Source organism: Acidovorax sp. LjRoot204, assembly GCF_056175785.1.
In genome coordinates, this window is sequence record NZ_JBGFFF010000084.1 from 19,712 (window position 1) to 34,969 (window position 15,258).

Annotated in this window: 16 protein-coding genes; 7 read left to right on the forward strand and 9 right to left on the reverse strand. The window is 66.8% G+C overall.

What is annotated here, in order from left to right:
• Nucleotides 1–15: 15 nt before the first annotated feature.
• From AC04MI_RS15420 to AC04MI_RS15430, 3 genes are all read right to left on the reverse strand, one after another.
• Nucleotides 16–1,713, reverse strand: coding sequence for an MBL fold metallo-hydrolase (locus AC04MI_RS15420; RefSeq protein WP_476498093.1), 1,698 nt, complete (start codon nucleotides 1,711–1,713; stop codon nucleotides 16–18).
• An 80-nt stretch (nucleotides 1,714–1,793) separates the two neighbouring features.
• Complete coding sequence (locus AC04MI_RS15425; protein WP_476498094.1) at nucleotides 1,794–2,546, reverse strand: maleate cis-trans isomerase family protein; 753 nt, start codon at nucleotides 2,544–2,546, stop codon at nucleotides 1,794–1,796.
• Nucleotides 2,547–2,638: 92 nt separating this feature from the next.
• Nucleotides 2,639–3,601, reverse strand: coding sequence for a Bug family tripartite tricarboxylate transporter substrate binding protein (locus tag AC04MI_RS15430; RefSeq protein ID WP_436078418.1), 963 nt, complete (start codon nucleotides 3,599–3,601; stop codon nucleotides 2,639–2,641).
• A 98-nt stretch (nucleotides 3,602–3,699) separates the two neighbouring features.
• On the opposite strand from AC04MI_RS15430, the gene AC04MI_RS15435 reads away from it, so the two are divergent.
• Entirely contained in the window at nucleotides 3,700–4,569 is an 870-nt protein-coding gene (locus AC04MI_RS15435) for a LysR substrate-binding domain-containing protein (RefSeq protein WP_056745290.1), read from the forward strand.
• Between the two features lie 7 nt (nucleotides 4,570–4,576).
• On the opposite strand, the gene AC04MI_RS15440 is transcribed toward AC04MI_RS15435, so the two are convergent.
• A complete protein-coding gene (locus tag AC04MI_RS15440; protein WP_436078419.1) occupies nucleotides 4,577–5,779 on the reverse strand; it encodes an MFS transporter in 1,203 nt (400 codons plus the stop codon).
• A gap of 124 nt (nucleotides 5,780–5,903) precedes the next feature.
• On the opposite strand from AC04MI_RS15440, the gene AC04MI_RS15445 reads away from it, so the two are divergent.
• The gene (locus AC04MI_RS15445; protein WP_436078420.1) at nucleotides 5,904–6,788 is read left to right on the forward strand and encodes a LysR substrate-binding domain-containing protein; all 885 of its coding nucleotides are present in this window, start codon (nucleotides 5,904–5,906) and stop codon (nucleotides 6,786–6,788) included.
• A gap of 12 nt (nucleotides 6,789–6,800) precedes the next feature.
• Here the strand turns inward: AC04MI_RS15445 and AC04MI_RS15450 are convergent, their stop codons facing one another.
• Together AC04MI_RS15450 and AC04MI_RS15455 are read right to left on the reverse strand one after the other, a co-directional pair.
• On the reverse strand, nucleotides 6,801–6,998 hold the full coding sequence (locus AC04MI_RS15450) for a hypothetical protein (protein WP_015012532.1): 198 nt from the start codon (nucleotides 6,996–6,998) through the stop codon (nucleotides 6,801–6,803).
• Nucleotides 6,999–7,118: 120 nt separating this feature from the next.
• The gene (locus tag AC04MI_RS15455; protein ID WP_436078421.1) at nucleotides 7,119–7,823 is read right to left on the reverse strand and encodes a glutathione S-transferase N-terminal domain-containing protein; all 705 of its coding nucleotides are present in this window, start codon (nucleotides 7,821–7,823) and stop codon (nucleotides 7,119–7,121) included.
• 95 nt (nucleotides 7,824–7,918) lie between these two features.
• Here AC04MI_RS15455 and dapF point away from each other — a divergent pair, with 95 nt between their 5' ends.
• The 4 genes from dapF (at nucleotide 7,919) to lepB (ending at nucleotide 11,307) form a co-directional block, all read left to right on the forward strand.
• The gene (dapF, locus tag AC04MI_RS15460; RefSeq protein ID WP_056059269.1) at nucleotides 7,919–8,800 is read left to right on the forward strand and encodes a diaminopimelate epimerase; all 882 of its coding nucleotides are present in this window, start codon (nucleotides 7,919–7,921) and stop codon (nucleotides 8,798–8,800) included.
• On the forward strand, nucleotides 8,797–9,486 hold the full coding sequence (locus AC04MI_RS15465; RefSeq protein ID WP_056059265.1) for a DUF484 family protein: 690 nt from the start codon (nucleotides 8,797–8,799) through the stop codon (nucleotides 9,484–9,486). The genes dapF and AC04MI_RS15465 overlap by 4 nt, the downstream gene beginning before the upstream one ends.
• A 56-nt stretch (nucleotides 9,487–9,542) precedes the next feature.
• A complete protein-coding gene (locus AC04MI_RS15470; RefSeq protein WP_099731230.1) occupies nucleotides 9,543–10,520 on the forward strand; it encodes a tyrosine recombinase XerC in 978 nt (325 codons plus the stop codon).
• A 118-nt stretch (nucleotides 10,521–10,638) separates the two neighbouring features.
• Nucleotides 10,639–11,307: a signal peptidase I gene (gene lepB, locus AC04MI_RS15475; protein ID WP_082522360.1), complete on the forward strand. Its 669-nt coding sequence runs from the start codon at nucleotides 10,639–10,641 to the stop codon at nucleotides 11,305–11,307.
• A 47-nt stretch (nucleotides 11,308–11,354) separates the two neighbouring features.
• On the opposite strand, the gene AC04MI_RS15480 is transcribed toward lepB, so the two are convergent.
• Both AC04MI_RS15480 and AC04MI_RS15485 read right to left on the reverse strand, forming a co-directional pair.
• Nucleotides 11,355–13,010: a methyl-accepting chemotaxis protein gene (locus tag AC04MI_RS15480; protein ID WP_436078422.1), complete on the reverse strand. Its 1,656-nt coding sequence runs from the start codon at nucleotides 13,008–13,010 to the stop codon at nucleotides 11,355–11,357.
• Nucleotides 13,011–13,042: 32 nt separating this feature from the next.
• The gene (locus AC04MI_RS15485; RefSeq protein ID WP_099731229.1) at nucleotides 13,043–13,570 is read right to left on the reverse strand and encodes a chemotaxis protein CheW; all 528 of its coding nucleotides are present in this window, start codon (nucleotides 13,568–13,570) and stop codon (nucleotides 13,043–13,045) included.
• 228 nt (nucleotides 13,571–13,798) lie between these two features.
• Between AC04MI_RS15485 and AC04MI_RS15490 the strand changes: the two genes are divergently transcribed.
• On the forward strand, nucleotides 13,799–15,034 hold the full coding sequence (locus tag AC04MI_RS15490) for a class I SAM-dependent rRNA methyltransferase (RefSeq protein WP_056059256.1): 1,236 nt from the start codon (nucleotides 13,799–13,801) through the stop codon (nucleotides 15,032–15,034).
• Between the two features lie 43 nt (nucleotides 15,035–15,077).
• Here AC04MI_RS15490 and AC04MI_RS15495 read toward each other — a convergent pair.
• Nucleotides 15,078–15,258, reverse strand: a 181-nt coding sequence (locus AC04MI_RS15495) for a hypothetical protein (protein ID WP_476498096.1), incomplete at its 5' end; no start/stop codon positions are given.

The window sequence follows — 15,258 nt, forward strand, 5'->3', positions numbered from 1 at the left end:
TGGTGTTCTTGTGGCTCAGTTGTTGCCGGGTTGCAGCGAGCGAATGCGCTCCACATGCGCCAGCAGCGAGCGCTGGGCCACGGGCCACATGCGCTGCGGTACGTCGTCATAGGCGTGGCGCACCCAGTCGTCCATGCTGCCCTGGGGCAGCGCCTGCATGGCGGCCAGTACCTTGGCCTCGCGCGCCAGGCGGTGGGCCCTGAGCTTGGCGATGGCATTGCGGGCACCGAGGACCGGGCCCCCCAGCACGTAGCCATGCGCGGGCAGGATGAACTCCACGCCGTGTTCGGTGCACACCGCATCCAGCCGGTCCAGCGAATCCAGGTAGTCGGCCATGTTGCCGTCCGGTGGGTCGATCACCGTGGTGCTGCCGTTCAGGATGTGGTCACCACTGAACAGCAGCGCGTCTTCCACCAGCAGCAGGCACAGATGGTTGGCCGCATGGCCTGGGGTGTGGATCACCTGCAGGGTATGGGTGATTTTGCCTTCAGGTGCTAGTCCCTCAAGCACGAGCAGCTCATTATTTTGTAGCGCTCGGTCGGGGGTGAACTGGCTGGCCGCGCGGGCCGTGGGGGCGGACGGCAGGCCCAGAACGGGCGGGCGTGCCTTGCCCGCCTGCGCGCACAGGGACTGCAGCGGCGCCGCGCCGGGGGAATGGTCGGCGTGCGAGTGGGTGCACACAATCATGCGGATGTCGCCCCCCGCTGCACGCCAGAGCTTGTCCAGGTGCTCGGTATCGGCCGGGCCGGGGTCGATGGCGATGAAGCCCGTGGCCGGGTCGCCCACCAGATAGCTGTTGGTGCCAGGGCCGGTCATCACGCCAGGGTTGGGCGCGGTCAGCCGCATCACGTTGCGCAGCAGCGGCACGGGGCGCTCGGTCTGCCAGTCCAGCGGGTGCACGATCTGCCCGTCGGGGCAGACCAGCGCCAGCTCGCCAAACGGCATTTCGTCCTCCATGTAGCGCGCTTCCTTGCCTGCCAGCAGGCCGGCGCGCGGGCAGCTGACCCACAGGGGCTGCTCGTGCGCGACGGCGTCCAGCACTGCCTGGGTGCTGGCAAATTGGGCCAGGCGCTGCAGCGTGCGGATGGTCGGGAAGATCATGAAGAACTGCCCCGCCTCGTGCCGCGCCAGCGCGTCGGCAGGGCGCACCCACACGGGCTCGAACTGCTCTGCCTCGTCGGCCACGGGCTCCTGGCCGTCGGGCATGCGGGCCACCAGAAAGGGCACTTCAAAGCGGCGCGCCAGGTCACGGTCGGCCGTCCAGTGGGCCAGCAGGTACACCCCATCGGCCGCCAGGCGCAGTCCGCGTGCGGCGCACTGTGCGGCAAACGGCTGGTGGCGGTCGATGGCGGCAATGTCCTGCGCATCGGCCATCTGCCCTTGGCGGGGGCCTTCTGCATGGCGCGCCAGCAATACGCCCAGCTCTTCAAAACTCTCGCGGATGGCGGCAATCGCCTGGGTGAGGTGCTGGTCGCTTTGGGTGGGGCGGCGGTCGGCGGCGGCGTGCGTCGCGGGTGCTGCGTCCAGCGCATCAATGCCCCCGCCGGGGAACACATAGGCGCCAGGCGCAAAGCTGGCCGTGGCCGAGCGCCGGGTCATGAGGACTTCGAGCACGCCGCCGCCAGGCACATCGCGCAGCAGCAGCACGGTGGCAGCGGGGCGGGTGGCTACCGGTTCTCGGTGGGGGTGGAGTTGTTGGCTGGAGCGGGGCATCGGGCCATTATCCGGCGTTGCCCTGCAGCCTGCCCGCCAGCTGCTTTCGTCAACGGACCGGCCTCTTGCCCTTGGGGAGGTCAGTAGGCGCCAGAGAGCAGGGCCCCTGCGTTGGGTACCCGCGTTTCCAGCCCCAGGCGCTTGAGCATCGCCCAGGTGGTGCAGGCTGCAGCGGACACGACAGGAATGCCCAACTGGTCCTGCGCCATCTGCACGGACGCCAGCGAGGGCATCTGCACGCAGGCCGAGATCACCACCACGTCCACGCCGCGCGTGTCCAGCCGCTGCACCAGCTTGGCCGGGGCGGCGGGGTCCTGCGCGCCCACCTGCAGGTTGTCGGCAATTTCCAGCGACAGGCTGTCGTGCACGGCAATGCCCTCGTGCTCGATGTAGTCCACCACCAGCTGGGTCAGCGGCTTCATATAGGGCGTGAGCACCGACACCTTCTTCGCGCCCATGGCCTTGAGCCCTTCGACCAGCGCGCCTGCGCTGGACACCACGGGCGCGGGCTTGCCATTGGCCACGGTGACCTCATGCAGCCGCTTTTCGGAGGCGCGGTGGTAGCCCAGGCCCATGCTCATGATGGCCACGAGGCAGGCATAGCCCATCACGTCCATCTTGCCGTCCGACAGCTCCAGCGCGCAGCGGTCGGAGTCGCGGTCCATCGCGGCCAGCTCTTCCTTGGTGACCTTCTGCATGCGCATGCGGCTGGCGTGGAAGCTGAAGCGCTCGGGCAGGATCTGCTCGCGGGCGCGCAGCATGGCCGGGATCTCGGTCTCCATGGTGGTGTTGGAGCTGGGCACGATCTGCCCGATGCGGTAGGTGCGTTGCATGGTGGTCTTTCAGGAGTCAATGGGCAAAGCGCTGCCCGCCCGGCGCGCGGAGCGCCGGAAATGGGATCGCGCAGGGGATGTCTGTGGGCCGGTCAGTCGGCTTTGATACCGGCGGCCTTGATGGTCTTGGCCCAGTAGGCGGTTTCGGTCTTCACCAGCTCACCGAGGGCGTCGGGCGGCAGGTAGCGCAGTTCGATGCCGGCAGCGTCGGCGCGCTGGCGCGTCTCGGGCATGTCCAGCGCCTTCTTCACATCGGCGGTGAGCTTGGCCACCACGGCGGGTGGCGTGGCGGCCGGGGCGAACAGGCCCACCCAGGCTTCGAGCCTGAAGTCGGGCATGCCGGCCTCGGCCACGGTGGGCACGTTGGGCAGGCCCGGGTGGCGCTTGGTGCCGGTGACGGCAAAGGCCTTGAGCTTGCCGCTGACCACATGCTGCATGACCGACGGTGGCGTGGTGATGAACACCTGCACCTGGCCCGCCAGCACATCGGCCACCGCAGGGCCCGAGCCACGGTAGGGGATGTGGGTCATGAAGGTGCCGCTTTGCTGCTTGAAGATCTCGGTGCCGATGTGCGACAGCGAGCCGTTGCCCTGCGAGGCGTAGTTCACCTTGCCCGGGTTGGCCTTGAGGTACGCGATGAATTCCTTGAGGTTGTTGGCTGGCACTGAGGGGTGAGCGGCAATCACGTTGGTGGCCACGGTGAGCAGCGCGACGGGGGCGAAGTCCTTGGCCTCCCAGGGCAGGCTGGGGGTGAGGGCCGGGTTGCCCACGTGGTAGGCCGAGTACGAGATCAGCAGGTTGTAGCCATCGGGTTTTGCGCGGGCCACGGCGCCGTAGGCCACGTTGCCGCTGCCGCCCGCCTTGTTGTCGATCACCACCGGCTGGCCGATCACGCGCGCCAACGGCTCGTTGAGCAGGCGGGCCGAGGTGTCCACCACGCCGCCGGGCGGGTTGGGCACGGTGAGCGTGATGGCCTTGCTGGGGTAGTTGTCTTGCGCCATGGCCAGGCCCGAGAGGGCCAGCGTGGCAGCCAGCAGGCTGTGCTTGATCGTCATGTTCGTCTCCACCAGATGTTGTAGTGAAGGTATTGTGGAAACAAGCGAATCAGCAGTCCAATATATTGTTGGTCTTGATCAAGACCTGAAAAGTATCAATGGAACTGCGCCATCTGCGTTACTTCGTCGCCCTGGCGGAAGAGTTGAGCTTCACACGCGCCGCGCAGCGCCTGCATGTCTCGCAGCCGCCGCTGAGCCTGCAGATCGCCCAGCTGGAACAAGAACTGGGCGCCCAGCTCTTCGTGCGCACCAGCCGGCGCGTGGAGCTGACGCTGGCAGGCCAGGCCTATCTGGTGGATGCACGCGCGGTGCTGGAGCGGCTGGACACGGCGCGCCAGCGTGTGGCGGCCATCGGCCAGGGGCAGGCGGGGCGCATTGAAGTGGGGCTGTCGGGCTCGCATTTCCTCGGGCCGTTTCCGGCGGCGCTGGCGCGCTACCGACAAAGCCACCCGGGCGTGGACGTGGTGCTGCACGAGATGCAGCCCTCGCTGCAGCAGGCGGCCCTGCGCGACAAGCGCATCGACGTGGGCATCTCGCGCACGGCGGTCAACGACGACCAGCTTGCCAGCACCCTGCTGTGGCCCGACCCTGTGGTGGCGGCTTTGCCGCCCGGCCACCCGCTGGCGGCGCGCAAGGCACTGGCCTTGAAGGACCTGCGCAGCGAGGCCTTCGTGATGCTGCGCCGCGACTCGTCGGCCCATGCCGAGCACATGGTGCAGTGCTGCGTGCAGGCCGGCTTTGCGCCCCAGGTGGCGCAGACCACGGTGGAGCTGGCGGCCGTGCTGAGCCTGGTGGCGGCCGGGCTGGGCGTGGCCCTGGTGCCGTCGTCCCTGGGCATGCTGTTCGGGCCGCGCGTGGTGTTCAAGCCCCTGGGCGCCAAAGCGCCGCGCGCCGATGTGCATGCGGTGCAGCGGCGCGACGACCTGCTGGGCGTGGTGCCGGCTTTCGTGCGGGTGATGGCGGGCTGACGTGGGCTCAGTGCCCCACAGGCACCACACCAGCGGCACGCACGGGGATGCCGCTGCGCCGGTCCAGCACACCGCTCCAGTGCGTGAGGGCCAGCGACACCAGCACCACCAGCGCACCGATCCACGGCGTGTGCTGCAGGCCCAGGTGCGTCACGATCAGACCACCGGCCCACGCGGCGCCGGCGATGCCCAGGTTGAACGCTGCGATGTTCAGGCCCGAGGCCACGTCCACCGCCTGCGGCGTGAAGCGCTCGGCCTGCTTGACCACATACACCTGCAGCCCCGGCACATTGCCGAATGCCACGGCACCCCACAGCAGCACGGTGCCCACAGCCAGCCAGGGGTGGGGCGCGGTGAACTGCAGCAGCAGCAACACGGCCGCCAGCAGCGCAAAGATGATGTGCAGCGCCGGGATGGGGCCCAGCCGGTCGGCCAGCTTGCCGCCCCAGAGGTTGCCCACGGCCACGGACACGCCGTACACCAGCATCACCCAGCCCACCGAACCCGCGCTGAACCCCGAGATGTCGGTGAGGATGGGCGCGAGAAAGGTGAACGGAATGAAGGTGCCGCCGTAGCCGATGGCCGTCTTGGCATAGACCAGCAGCAGGCGCGGCTCGGCCAGCACCTTGGCCTGCTGCAGCAGCGAGGCGGGCGGGGTATGCGCCAGGTTGCGCGGCACGAAGAGGGCGCTGCCGATGAAGGCTGCCGCGCCCAGGGTTGACACGGCCAGGAAGGTCTCGCGCCAGCCAAAGTGCTGGCCGATGAAGGTGCCCAGCGGCACGCCCGTGACCAGGGCCACCGTGAGGCCGGTGAACATGATGGCAATCGCGCTTGCGGCCTTTTCGCGTGGCACCAGGCCGGTGGCGATGGTCGAGCCGATCGAGAAGAACACGCCATGCGCCAGCCCGGTGAGGATGCGCGCGGCCACCAGCGTCTCGTAGCTGGGGGCCTGCCAGGCCAGCAGGTTGCCGGCGGTGAACAAGGCCATCAGCGCCAGCAGCAGCGCCTTGCGCGGCAGCTTGCCCGTGAGTGCGGTGAGCACCGGGGCGCCGACGGCGACTCCCAGGGCGTACAGGCTGACCAGCAGGCCCGCCGAGGGGATGCTGATGGAAAGGTCTGCCGCCACGGTGGGCAGCAGGCCAACGATCACGAACTCGGTCGTGCCGATGGCAAAAGCGCTGAGCGTCAGCGCGAGCAAGGCAATGGGCATGGGAACACTCCAGTTTTCAGGCTTTCGGGCTCTGGAGTGTGGGTGTTTGGGTTTTGCAGAAAAAGAGGGTGAGGCGCCATTGATAATTGACTGAAAATCAACAATCAAAGCGCCCGGAGCACCCATGAAAACCACCCTGGAAGAACTGCAGGCCTTTGTCGCCGTGGTGGATGGCGGTTCGATCACGGCCGCAGCTGACGCACTGGGCCAGACTGTCTCTGGCATCAGCCGGGCACTGGCGCGGCTGGAGAAAAAGCTGGACACCACGCTGCTTCGCCGCACGACGCGCCGCACTGAGCTGACCGAGGAGGGCCAGGCCTTTTTGCAGCGCACGCGCGCCATCCTGGCCTCCATAGACGACGCCGAGGAGCACATGGCTGCGCGCCGCCAGCAGCCCGCAGGCCGCCTGCGGGTGAATGCCGCCACGCCCTTCATGCTGCATGCCGTGGTGCCCCTGGTGCCAGCGTTTCGCGAGGCGTATCCGCAGATCACGCTGCAACTGGACACGGACGAAACGTACATCGACCTGCTGGAGCGGCGCACGGACGTGGCCATCCGCATCGGACAGCTCCAGGACTCCACCCTGCATGCGCGCCCCCTGTGCACCAGCCGCGTGCGGGTGCTGGCCAGTCCCGACTACCTGGCGCGGACGGGCAGGCCCAAGAGCGTGGCGGACCTGGCGCGGCACACGCTGCTGGGCTTTCACCAGCCTGAGTCGCTTAACCACTGGCCGCTGCGGGGCGAGCATGGTGATGCCTGGCCCATCGTGCCCAGCCTCACCGCGTCGAACGGCGAAACGTTGCGCCAGCTCGCGCTGCAGGGGGTGGGCATCGTGTGCCTGTCCGATTTCATGACGGCCGGTGACCGTGCGCGTGGCGACCTGGTGCAGGTGCTGGCCAAGGACACGGTGGAGGTGCGCCAGCCCATCAGGGCGGTGTACTACCGCAACACGCAGCTGGCGGCACGCATCGCGTGTTTTCTGGATTTTCTGCAGGAGCGTCTGGGCTGAGCAGGCCCGCCTTTAGCGCAATGCGCGCAGCTGCTGCAGGCGAAGCAGCACCGCGTCGATGACGGCATTGGCACCCTCCACATCGCAGCTCCACAGCATTTCCAGCAACTCGATCAAAGCGATGGCGTTCGTTTCCTGCAGCGCTGCACGGGCGGCAGCCTGGAGGTCGTGCAGGTCCAGATCCTGAAGAACATCAACGGTCAATCCCATGGGGCACTCCCTGTTTTTTTGAGGAGGCCCATGGTAGGTGCGTGGCGGCCGGGTGCCGGGCTGCGCGGCATGATCAAGATCAAGGGCCGATGAGAAACCCAGGCGCCCTGGCGCCCGCCGTCAGCCGCGTGCCGGAATCGCCAGCCCCCTGGCCACCGCCGGGCGCGCCACAAACGCATCGAGCACGCGCTGCACTTCGGCGAACTGGCCAAACTCCACCAGGTCGCCCGCGCCATAGAAGCCGATGAGGTTGCGCACCCAGGGCAGGATGGCAATGTCGGCGATGGTGTACTGGTCGCCCATCACCCATGGGCGGCCCGCCAGGCGCTCGTCCAGCACCTTGAGCAGGCGCTTCGATTCGGCGACATACCGGTCGCGCGGGCGTTTGTCTTCGTAGTCCTTGCCCGCAAACTTGTGGAAGAACCCGAGCTGGCCAAACATGGGGCCCACGCCGCCCATCTGCCACATCACCCACTGCAGGGTCTCGTAGCGCCCAGCGGTGTCCTGCGGCATCAGCTGGCCGGTCTTGCTGGCCAGGTACACCAGGATGGCGCCGGACTCGAACAGCGCCAGCGGCTGGCCGTCCGGGCCGTTCGGGTCCAGGATGGCCGGGATCTTGTTGTTGGGGTTGAGCGAGAGAAACTCGGGGGAGGTCTGGTCGTTGGTCTCAAAGCTCACCAGGTGGGGCTCGTAGGGCAGGCCCAGTTCTTCCAGTGCAATCGACACCTTCACGCCGTTGGGCGTGGGCAATGAATACAGCTGGATGCGGTCGGTGTGCCGGGCGGGCCATTTGCGGGTGATGGCAAAAGCGGAAAGATCGGTCATGCGAGGTTCCTGAAAAAGCCGGTGGAATCGAGAGAAGCTGCCAAGCGTAAGCCCGCACATGGTTTGGCGCAGGGGCGGGGCCATAATCCCATCCCATGCAGATTCGCTTCACCAAAATGCAGGGCGCGGGCAACGATTTTGTGGTGCTCGACGAAACCCAGGGCCGCCTGGGGCTGAACACGGCCCAATACCGCTTCCTGGCAGATCGACACTTCGGTGTCGGGGCCGACCAGATCCTCACCGTGCGGCCTTCTCCTGGTGACGGCATTGACTTCGAATACGTGATCCACAACGCCGACGGCGGCGAGGTGGAGCAGTGTGGCAACGGTGCGCGCTGCTTTGCGCGCTTTGTGCATGACCGGGGCCTGTCGGGCAAGGACACCATCCGCGTGCAGACCAAAAGCGGCGTGATCGCGCCCCGCCTCACGGGCGACGGCCGCGTCACGGTGGACATGGGGCGTCCCGAGTTCGACCCCGCCCAGGTGCCGTTCGACACCACCGGTCTCACGCCCGTGCAGCAGGGTTTGGGGCGAAAATGGCCGCTGGCGTTAGAAGAATATGCCCCTGGTGCTTCTGTTTTGATAGCTGTTGCCTCCATGGGCAACCCGCATGCGGTGCAGCTGGTGGACAACGTGGACACCGCTCCGGTCGCGCAGACCGGGCCGCTGATCGAGCGCCACGCGCGCTTCCCCCAGCGGGTGAACGCCGGCTACCTGCAGATCGTCGACCGCTCCCATGTGCGCCTGCGCGTGTTCGAGCGCGGCGCAGGCGAGACCCTGGCCTGTGGCACCGGCGCCTGCGCGGCAGTGGCCAGCGGCATCCGCCTGGGGCTGCTCGACCCCGAGGTGCAGGTGGACACGCGCGGCGGCCGCCTCACCATTGCGTGGAGCGGTGCCGACACCGATTCCGTTTTCATGACAGGCCCCGCCACCACGGTGTTCGAGGGCCAGATCGACATTCCCGACACGCTCGTATGACTACCCACATCCCACCGATCACCGAAGACGACATCGCCCAGTTCCTCACCAACACGCCCGGCTTCTTCGAGCGCCATGCCGAGGTGCTGGCCAGTGTGCAGATCACCAGCCCGCACGGCGCGCGTGCGGTGAGCCTGCAGGAGCGCCAGGCCGAGATGCTGCGCGAGAAGATCAAGGGTCTGGAGCATCGAATCATGGAAATGGTGCGCAACAGCACCGAAAACGCCGCCATTGCCCAGAAGGTGCACCAATGGACTGGCAGCCTGCTGCAGGTGCGCGACCCGTTCGACCTGCCCCAGGCCGTGGTCGATGGCGTGCGCACCCTCTTCGACGTGCCTCAGGCGGCGGTGCGTGTGTGGGAGGTGGCAGCGCCCTACATCGACGCCGACTTCACCCAGGGCGCGAGCGAGGACGCGCGGGCATTTGCGTCGTCGCTGACCATGCCGTTCTGCGGGCCCAACCTGGGTTTTGAGCCTGCGGGCTGGCTGGCGCAAGAGGCCGGTGAGCCGGCCCAGTCGCTGGCCCTGCTGCCGCTGCGCGCAGGCGCCATCGATAGCGCCACGCCTGCGTTTGGCCTGCTGGTGCTGGGGTCGCACGATCCACAGCGTTTTGATGCCACGATGGGCACCGACTTTTTGTCGCGCATGGCAGAGCTGGCGAGCGCAGCCCTTCTGCGGCTTCAGTAAGCAGTCGCAAGCCCAGCCGCCATTGCCAACCCAACGGCGTCTCAGCCACGGCCCCCATGCCTGAAACGCCCGCGGCACCCACCACGCTCGACCCCCATGTCCTGCGGTATCTGGAGCATGTGCGCGTCGAAAAGCGGCTGGCCGCGCGCACGCTCACGCTCTACACCCTCGACCTCGAAAAACTGGCGCAGTTTGCGGCCAGCGTGAATGTGCCGATGCTGCAGTTGCAAACCGCTCACATTCGCCGCTTCGTCGCGCAGATGCACAGCGGCGGCCGCAGCGGGCGGGGCATCGCGCTCATCCTGTCGGGCTGGCGCGGCTTTTTCATCTGGGCGGGGCGGCAGGGGCTGATCCCGCACAACCCGGTGCAGGACGTGCGTGCCCCCAAGGCGCCCAAGCCTTTGCCCAAGGCGCTGGGGGTGGACGACGCCGTGCGGCTGGCCGAGTTCGACAACACCGGCGCCGACCCCTGGCTCGAGGCGCGCGATGCAGCCATGGTGGAGCTGCTGTACGGCTGCGGCCTGCGCGTGGGCGAACTGGCGGGGCTCGATGCCAACCCCAACGCCGACACCCAGCGCCAGGGCCGTGGCTGGGTGGACCTGCAAGCGGGCGAGGCCCATGTGTTCGGCAAGGGCAGCAAGCGGCGCAGCGTGCCGGTGGGCGCGGCTGCCACAGCCGCGCTGCAGGCCTGGCTGCAGCTGCGGGCCACACCGTTTGGGGGCGAGGGCTCTGTGCGGCTGGACACCGCCCTGTTCGTGGGCCAGCGCGGCAAACGCCTTACCGCCCAGTCCATCTGGCTGCGCCTGCGCCAGCGCAGCCAGCAGGCGGGGCTGACCACGCCGGTGCACCCGCACATGCTGCGCCACTCGTTTGCCAGCCACCTGCTGCAAAGCAGTGGCGACCTGCGTGCGGTGCAGGAGCTGCTGGGGCACGCCAACATCACGACCACGCAGGTGTACACGCGGCTCGACTTTCAGCACCTGGCCAAGGTGTATGACGCGGCCCACCCGCGCGCGCGAAAGAAGTCCCCCTGAGTTGCCGTGCGGCGTCCCTCCAAAGGGCGGCGCGCCTGCTGGCCTGGCGGAACCAAGTGACAACCAGGCGCCTCCGAGCAACGTGGCGCCCGCTGTGGAGCGCCCTGGAGTTGTCCTCATGCTGCTGAAATGGATCCAATCGAACCGGTGGTTCATCGTGTTGCTGTTGTGCTTTGGCGTTTTTCGCACTGCCGTGGCCGACTGGAATCCCATCCCTTCGGGCTCGATGCGGCCCACGCTGCTGGAGGGGGACGTGGTGCTGGTCAATCGCCTGGCCTACGACCTCAAGCTGCCGCTCACGGACATGATCCTGGCGCACATCGATGATCCGCAGCGCGGCGATGTGGTCACCTTCTCGTCCCCGCTGGATGGCACCCGCCTGATCAAGCGCATTGCGGCCTTGCCCGGAGACACGGTGGAGATGCGCAACGAGGTGCTCTACATCAACGGCCAGGCGGCCGAATACGAGATGCCCGATTCTGTGCAGGAGCCGGTGCTGCCAGGTCACACGCTCACGGCCACGCGCTGGACAGAGCGCCTGCTGGGGCATGAGCGCCGTGTGCAGTGGCTGCAGGGCGTGACTGCGCGCAGCAGCTTCGATCCGGTGCAGGTGCCCGAGGGCGAATACCTGGTGCTGGGTGACAACCGGGACAACAGTGCCGACTCGCGCTACATCGGCCTGGTGCCACGCCATCTGCTCATCGGGCAGGCGCACCGCGTGCTGCTGTCGGCCGATGTGCTGGGCCACTGGGCGCCGCGCCTGGAGCGCTTTGGCAAGGCGCTGTAGTCCCTCCAGTTCATCAGGGGCGCGGCCTGCACGCCTGGCCGCGCTGCTCAGACGGCTGCTATCGGCGGATGGGCGTGACCGAGCGAGGGGCGGCGTACGGGCCGGTGCTGCGCGACAGCAAGTGGCTCATGGACGTGGACGAGGGCTTGGACCGCAGGCAGCTTGAAGGTGGCAACCGTGTCGACCAGTTCGCCCGCCTGCTGGTTCAGGCTGGCAGCGGCTGCGGCCATTTCTTCCACCAGTGCGGCGTTTTGCTGTGTGGCCTGGTCCATCTGCGTTACCGCTTCGTTGATCTGGTCCACCCCCTGGCTCTGTTCGGTGCTGGCGGCAGTGATATCGCCCATGATGTCGGTGACACGGCGGATGGAGGCAACGACCTCACTCATGGTTTGACCGGCGCGGTCCACCAGGGCAGACCCGGCTTCCACGCGCTCCACGCTGGTTCCGATCAGGCCCTTGATCTCGCGGGAGGCCTCGGCCGAGCGGCTCGCCAGCACGCGCACCTCGGTGGCCACCACGGCAAAGCCCCGGCCCTGGTCGCCGGCGCGGGCGGCCTCCACCGCCGCGTTCAGCGCCAGGATATTGGTCTGGAACGCGATGGAGTCGATGACCCCGATGATCTCGGAGATCTTGTTGCTGCTGTCGTTGATGTCCTTCATGGTGCGCACCACGTCAGCCACCACCTCGCCACCCTGCACTGCAATCGAGGTGGCGGTCTGGGCCAGCTGGTTGGCCTGGCGGGAGTTCTCGGCGTTCTGGCGCACAGTGGCGTTGAGCTGCTCCATGGAGGCGGCTGTCTCTTCGAGCGCACTGGCTTGCTCTTCGGTGCGCGAAGACAGGTCGTTGTTGCCCTGTGCGATTTGTTCCGAAGCGCTGGCTACGTTGATGGAGCTCTGGTGCACCATGGCTACCATGGTGGCAAGGCTGTCCTGCATGCGCTTGAGTTGCGCCATCAGGCTGGAGGTGTCGCCGGGCCTGAGGTCAATGGCCACGGTCAGGTCGCCGTGCGCCACGCTGCGCGCCAGTGCGGCAGCAGTGCCCGGCTCGGTGCCCAACTGGCCCACGATGCTGCGGGTCACGAGGTAGCCAAAGCCCAGGGCGAATAGCACACCACTGGCAATAGCCAGCGCCACGAACCATCGCGTATTGGCATAGGACTCGACCGCTTGGTCATACTCCTTGCGCGCGGTGTCCAGTTGCACCTGCACCAGAGCGCCCAGCACGTCTTGCAGCGGATCGAGTGCGGGGTACATCTCTCGTGCTGCATAGTCGGTCAGGCCCGGCAGGTCCTTGTTACCGATCAGGTTTTCCAGCGCTTGGACGGCGCCATCGGCTTTGGGCTGCAGCTCTTTGAATTGGGCTGCCAAGCGCACTTCGTCGGCCACCAGCTCGGTCGCCAGATAGGCGTTCCAGTTGTCACTGATGTCCTTCTTGGCTCTGGCGATCGAATCCAACCCTTGCTGCGGGGTGAGCGCGCCGTCGCGCACCTTGTGTGCGGTATCCACTACGTTCACGGCGTACGCGTCTGACACCAGCTTGATCTGTTTGAGTGGCACCACGCGGTCCTGGTACACGGTATTGAGCCCCGCGTTGGCGCGCTGCATGCCAGTGAGGCCTGCGCTGCCGATCACAACGGTCAGCACGCAAAGTACGGCCAGCAGCAGAGACAGGCGGGTAGAAATCTTCAGGTCATTGAAGTTCATGATTAGCAGTTCCTTGTGGGTGATGCAGCCGCTCAGTGGCTGGTGGCAGGTGTATCACTCGCTACCGATTTGGCAAGAAATTTCTCGATATCGAGCAGGATCAGCATGCGCGGGCCGACCGAGCCGATGGCCAGCAGGTGTTCGGGCTTGACGTTGCCGCGCAGGGCGGGCACGGGGCGCAGCTGTTCGCGCTCCAGCGTGAGCACGTCGGACACGCCGTCCACCACCACACCCACCGTCCGCTGGCCGATGTGCAACACGATCACCACCTTCAGGTGGTCGTACTGCACGGCGGTCTGGCCCAGCTTCAGGCGCAGGTCGAGGATGGGCACGATCACGCCGCGCAGGTTCATCACGCCCAAAAGCTCACCGGTCGCGTTGGCGATGGTGGTGGGCTTCTCGTACGACCGGATCTCCTGCACGCGCAGGATGTCTACCCCGTATTCCTCGTTGCCAATCTTGAAGGCCAGAAATTCGCGAAGGTCGGTCATCACGGCCTGGGCCGTGCCGGGCGCGGGGGCCAGGCGGGTGATGCTGGGGCGTGTGGCAGAGGTGGTCATCGGAGTGTTTGTGATAAAAATGATAATTTACGCAATTTTATCGATTGCAAATCATATTTGTCAAATATGCGATTTCAATGCGGCAGATCGGCTGCGTTCCTGCCGGGCTGGGAAGGGCTGGCTGGGCCTGCCTGATGGGGGTGTGACCAGGGGCGTGGGTAGCTTTTGCGCGCAGTTTTCCATCGGCGGGTGGCTCACCCGTGCCCGCCAGCACGCACAATCCGGGTCATGAAAACCCTTCGACTCCGCGCGGGCAAAGAGCGCTCGCTGTTGCGCCGCCATCCCTGGATCTTTGAATCGGCCATCGCCAAGGGCGGCGGCGACAGCGGCGAGACCGTGCGCGTGGAATCGCACGAAGGCCAGTTTCTGGCCTGGGCTGCGTACAGCCCCAGCTCGCGCATCCGTGCCCGGGTGTGGAGCTTTGACGAGGCGCAGCGCATTGATGCTCCGTTTTTTATAGCTGCTTGCGCACGATCCATCATCGCCAGAGCCCGTTTTGATGTGCAAAGCGATGGGGTGCGCCTGGTGCATGGCGAGTCCGACGGCCTGCCCGGGCTCATCGTGGACCGCTATGGCGATACGCTGGTGGCGCAGTTCACCAGCGCAGGCACCGAGCGCTGGAAGGGCGTGATTGCCGATGCGCTGCTGCGCGAAACGGGGCTGACCAAGCTCTACGAGCGCTCGGATGCCAGCGTGCGTTCGCTGGAGGGCCTGGAGCCCGCCACCGGCTGGCTGCGCGGCGGGCCCACGGGTGCGGCAGGTGATGGCGAGGGGCCGCCACTCGAACTCACGATCCGTGAACACCAGTGGCGTCTGACGCTCAACATCGCTGAGGGCCACAAGACCGGCTTCTATCTGGATCAGCGCGACAGCCGCCAGCGGTTTGCCGACTACACCCAGCGCCTGGGCTTCAAGCATGTGCTCAACTGCTTTTGCTACACCGGCGGCTTCAGCGTGGCGGCGCTGGCGGGTATGCGTGCAGCGGGCACCGTGGCCGACGGGCACGTGACTTCCATCGATTCCTCGGGCCCGGCCCTGGAGCGCGCCCGCGCCCATGTGGCGCTCAACGGGTTCGATCCGAACCGGGCCACCTTCCTCGATGCCGACGTGAATGCCTCGCTGCGCCAGTTCCTCAAGGAAGGCCAGCGCTTTGACGCCATCATCCTGGACCCGCCCAAGTTCGCCCCCACGGCGGCCCACGCCGAGCGGGCCGCGCGCGCCTACAAGGACATCAACCGGCTGGCGCTGCAGTTGCTGTCGCCCGGCGGGGTGCTGTTCACCTTCTCGTGCTCGGGCGGCATCAGCGCCGACCTGTTCCACAAGATCGTGGCCTCGGCCGGAGCGGATGCTGGGGTGGACGGCTACATCCTGGAGCGCCTGGGCGGCGCGCCCGACCACCCGATGACGCTGGAGTTTCCGGAGGGCGAGTACCTCAAGGGGCTGGTGGTGATGCGAAAATCTTGATGTTTTTGGCCTCTAGCGCTTATATTTTACGCGCTAGTAGCTATCAAATTGATAGTGCATCTGGTGCAGTGCGTGCCAGGTAGTCTGAGGCGAACTGCACAAACCAGTCGATGCTCTCGGGCTGCGCCAGCGCGTCGCGGTTGAGCACCTGCTCGGCCGGGTGACCCAGAAGCAGCTTTTTGATGGGCAGCTCCAGCTTCTTGCCTGTCACGGTCTTGGGGATG

Coding starts and splice junctions, on each gene's coding strand:
- AC04MI_RS15420 (WP_476498093.1), bottom strand. CDS start 1,713: ATGCCCCGCTCCAGCCAACAACTCCACCCCCACCGAGAACCGGTAGCC.
- AC04MI_RS15430 (WP_436078418.1), bottom strand. CDS start 3,601: ATGACGATCAAGCACAGCCTGCTGGCTGCCACGCTGGCCCTCTCGGGC.
- lepB (WP_082522360.1), top strand. CDS start 10,639: ATGCTGCTGAAATGGATCCAATCGAACCGGTGGTTCATCGTGTTGCTG.
- AC04MI_RS15465 (WP_056059265.1), top strand. CDS start 8,797: ATGACTACCCACATCCCACCGATCACCGAAGACGACATCGCCCAGTTC.
- AC04MI_RS15445 (WP_436078420.1), top strand. CDS start 5,904: ATGAAAACCACCCTGGAAGAACTGCAGGCCTTTGTCGCCGTGGTGGAT.
- AC04MI_RS15470 (WP_099731230.1), top strand. CDS start 9,543: ATGCCTGAAACGCCCGCGGCACCCACCACGCTCGACCCCCATGTCCTG.
- AC04MI_RS15490 (WP_056059256.1), top strand. CDS start 13,799: ATGAAAACCCTTCGACTCCGCGCGGGCAAAGAGCGCTCGCTGTTGCGC.
- AC04MI_RS15480 (WP_436078422.1), bottom strand. CDS start 13,010: ATGAACTTCAATGACCTGAAGATTTCTACCCGCCTGTCTCTGCTGCTG.
- AC04MI_RS15485 (WP_099731229.1), bottom strand. CDS start 13,570: ATGACCACCTCTGCCACACGCCCCAGCATCACCCGCCTGGCCCCCGCG.
- AC04MI_RS15435 (WP_056745290.1), top strand. CDS start 3,700: ATGGAACTGCGCCATCTGCGTTACTTCGTCGCCCTGGCGGAAGAGTTG.
- AC04MI_RS15440 (WP_436078419.1), bottom strand. CDS start 5,779: ATGCCCATTGCCTTGCTCGCGCTGACGCTCAGCGCTTTTGCCATCGGC.
- AC04MI_RS15450 (WP_015012532.1), bottom strand. CDS start 6,998: ATGGGATTGACCGTTGATGTTCTTCAGGATCTGGACCTGCACGACCTC.
- dapF (WP_056059269.1), top strand. CDS start 7,919: ATGCAGATTCGCTTCACCAAAATGCAGGGCGCGGGCAACGATTTTGTG.
- AC04MI_RS15455 (WP_436078421.1), bottom strand. CDS start 7,823: ATGACCGATCTTTCCGCTTTTGCCATCACCCGCAAATGGCCCGCCCGG.
- AC04MI_RS15425 (WP_476498094.1), bottom strand. CDS start 2,546: ATGCAACGCACCTACCGCATCGGGCAGATCGTGCCCAGCTCCAACACC.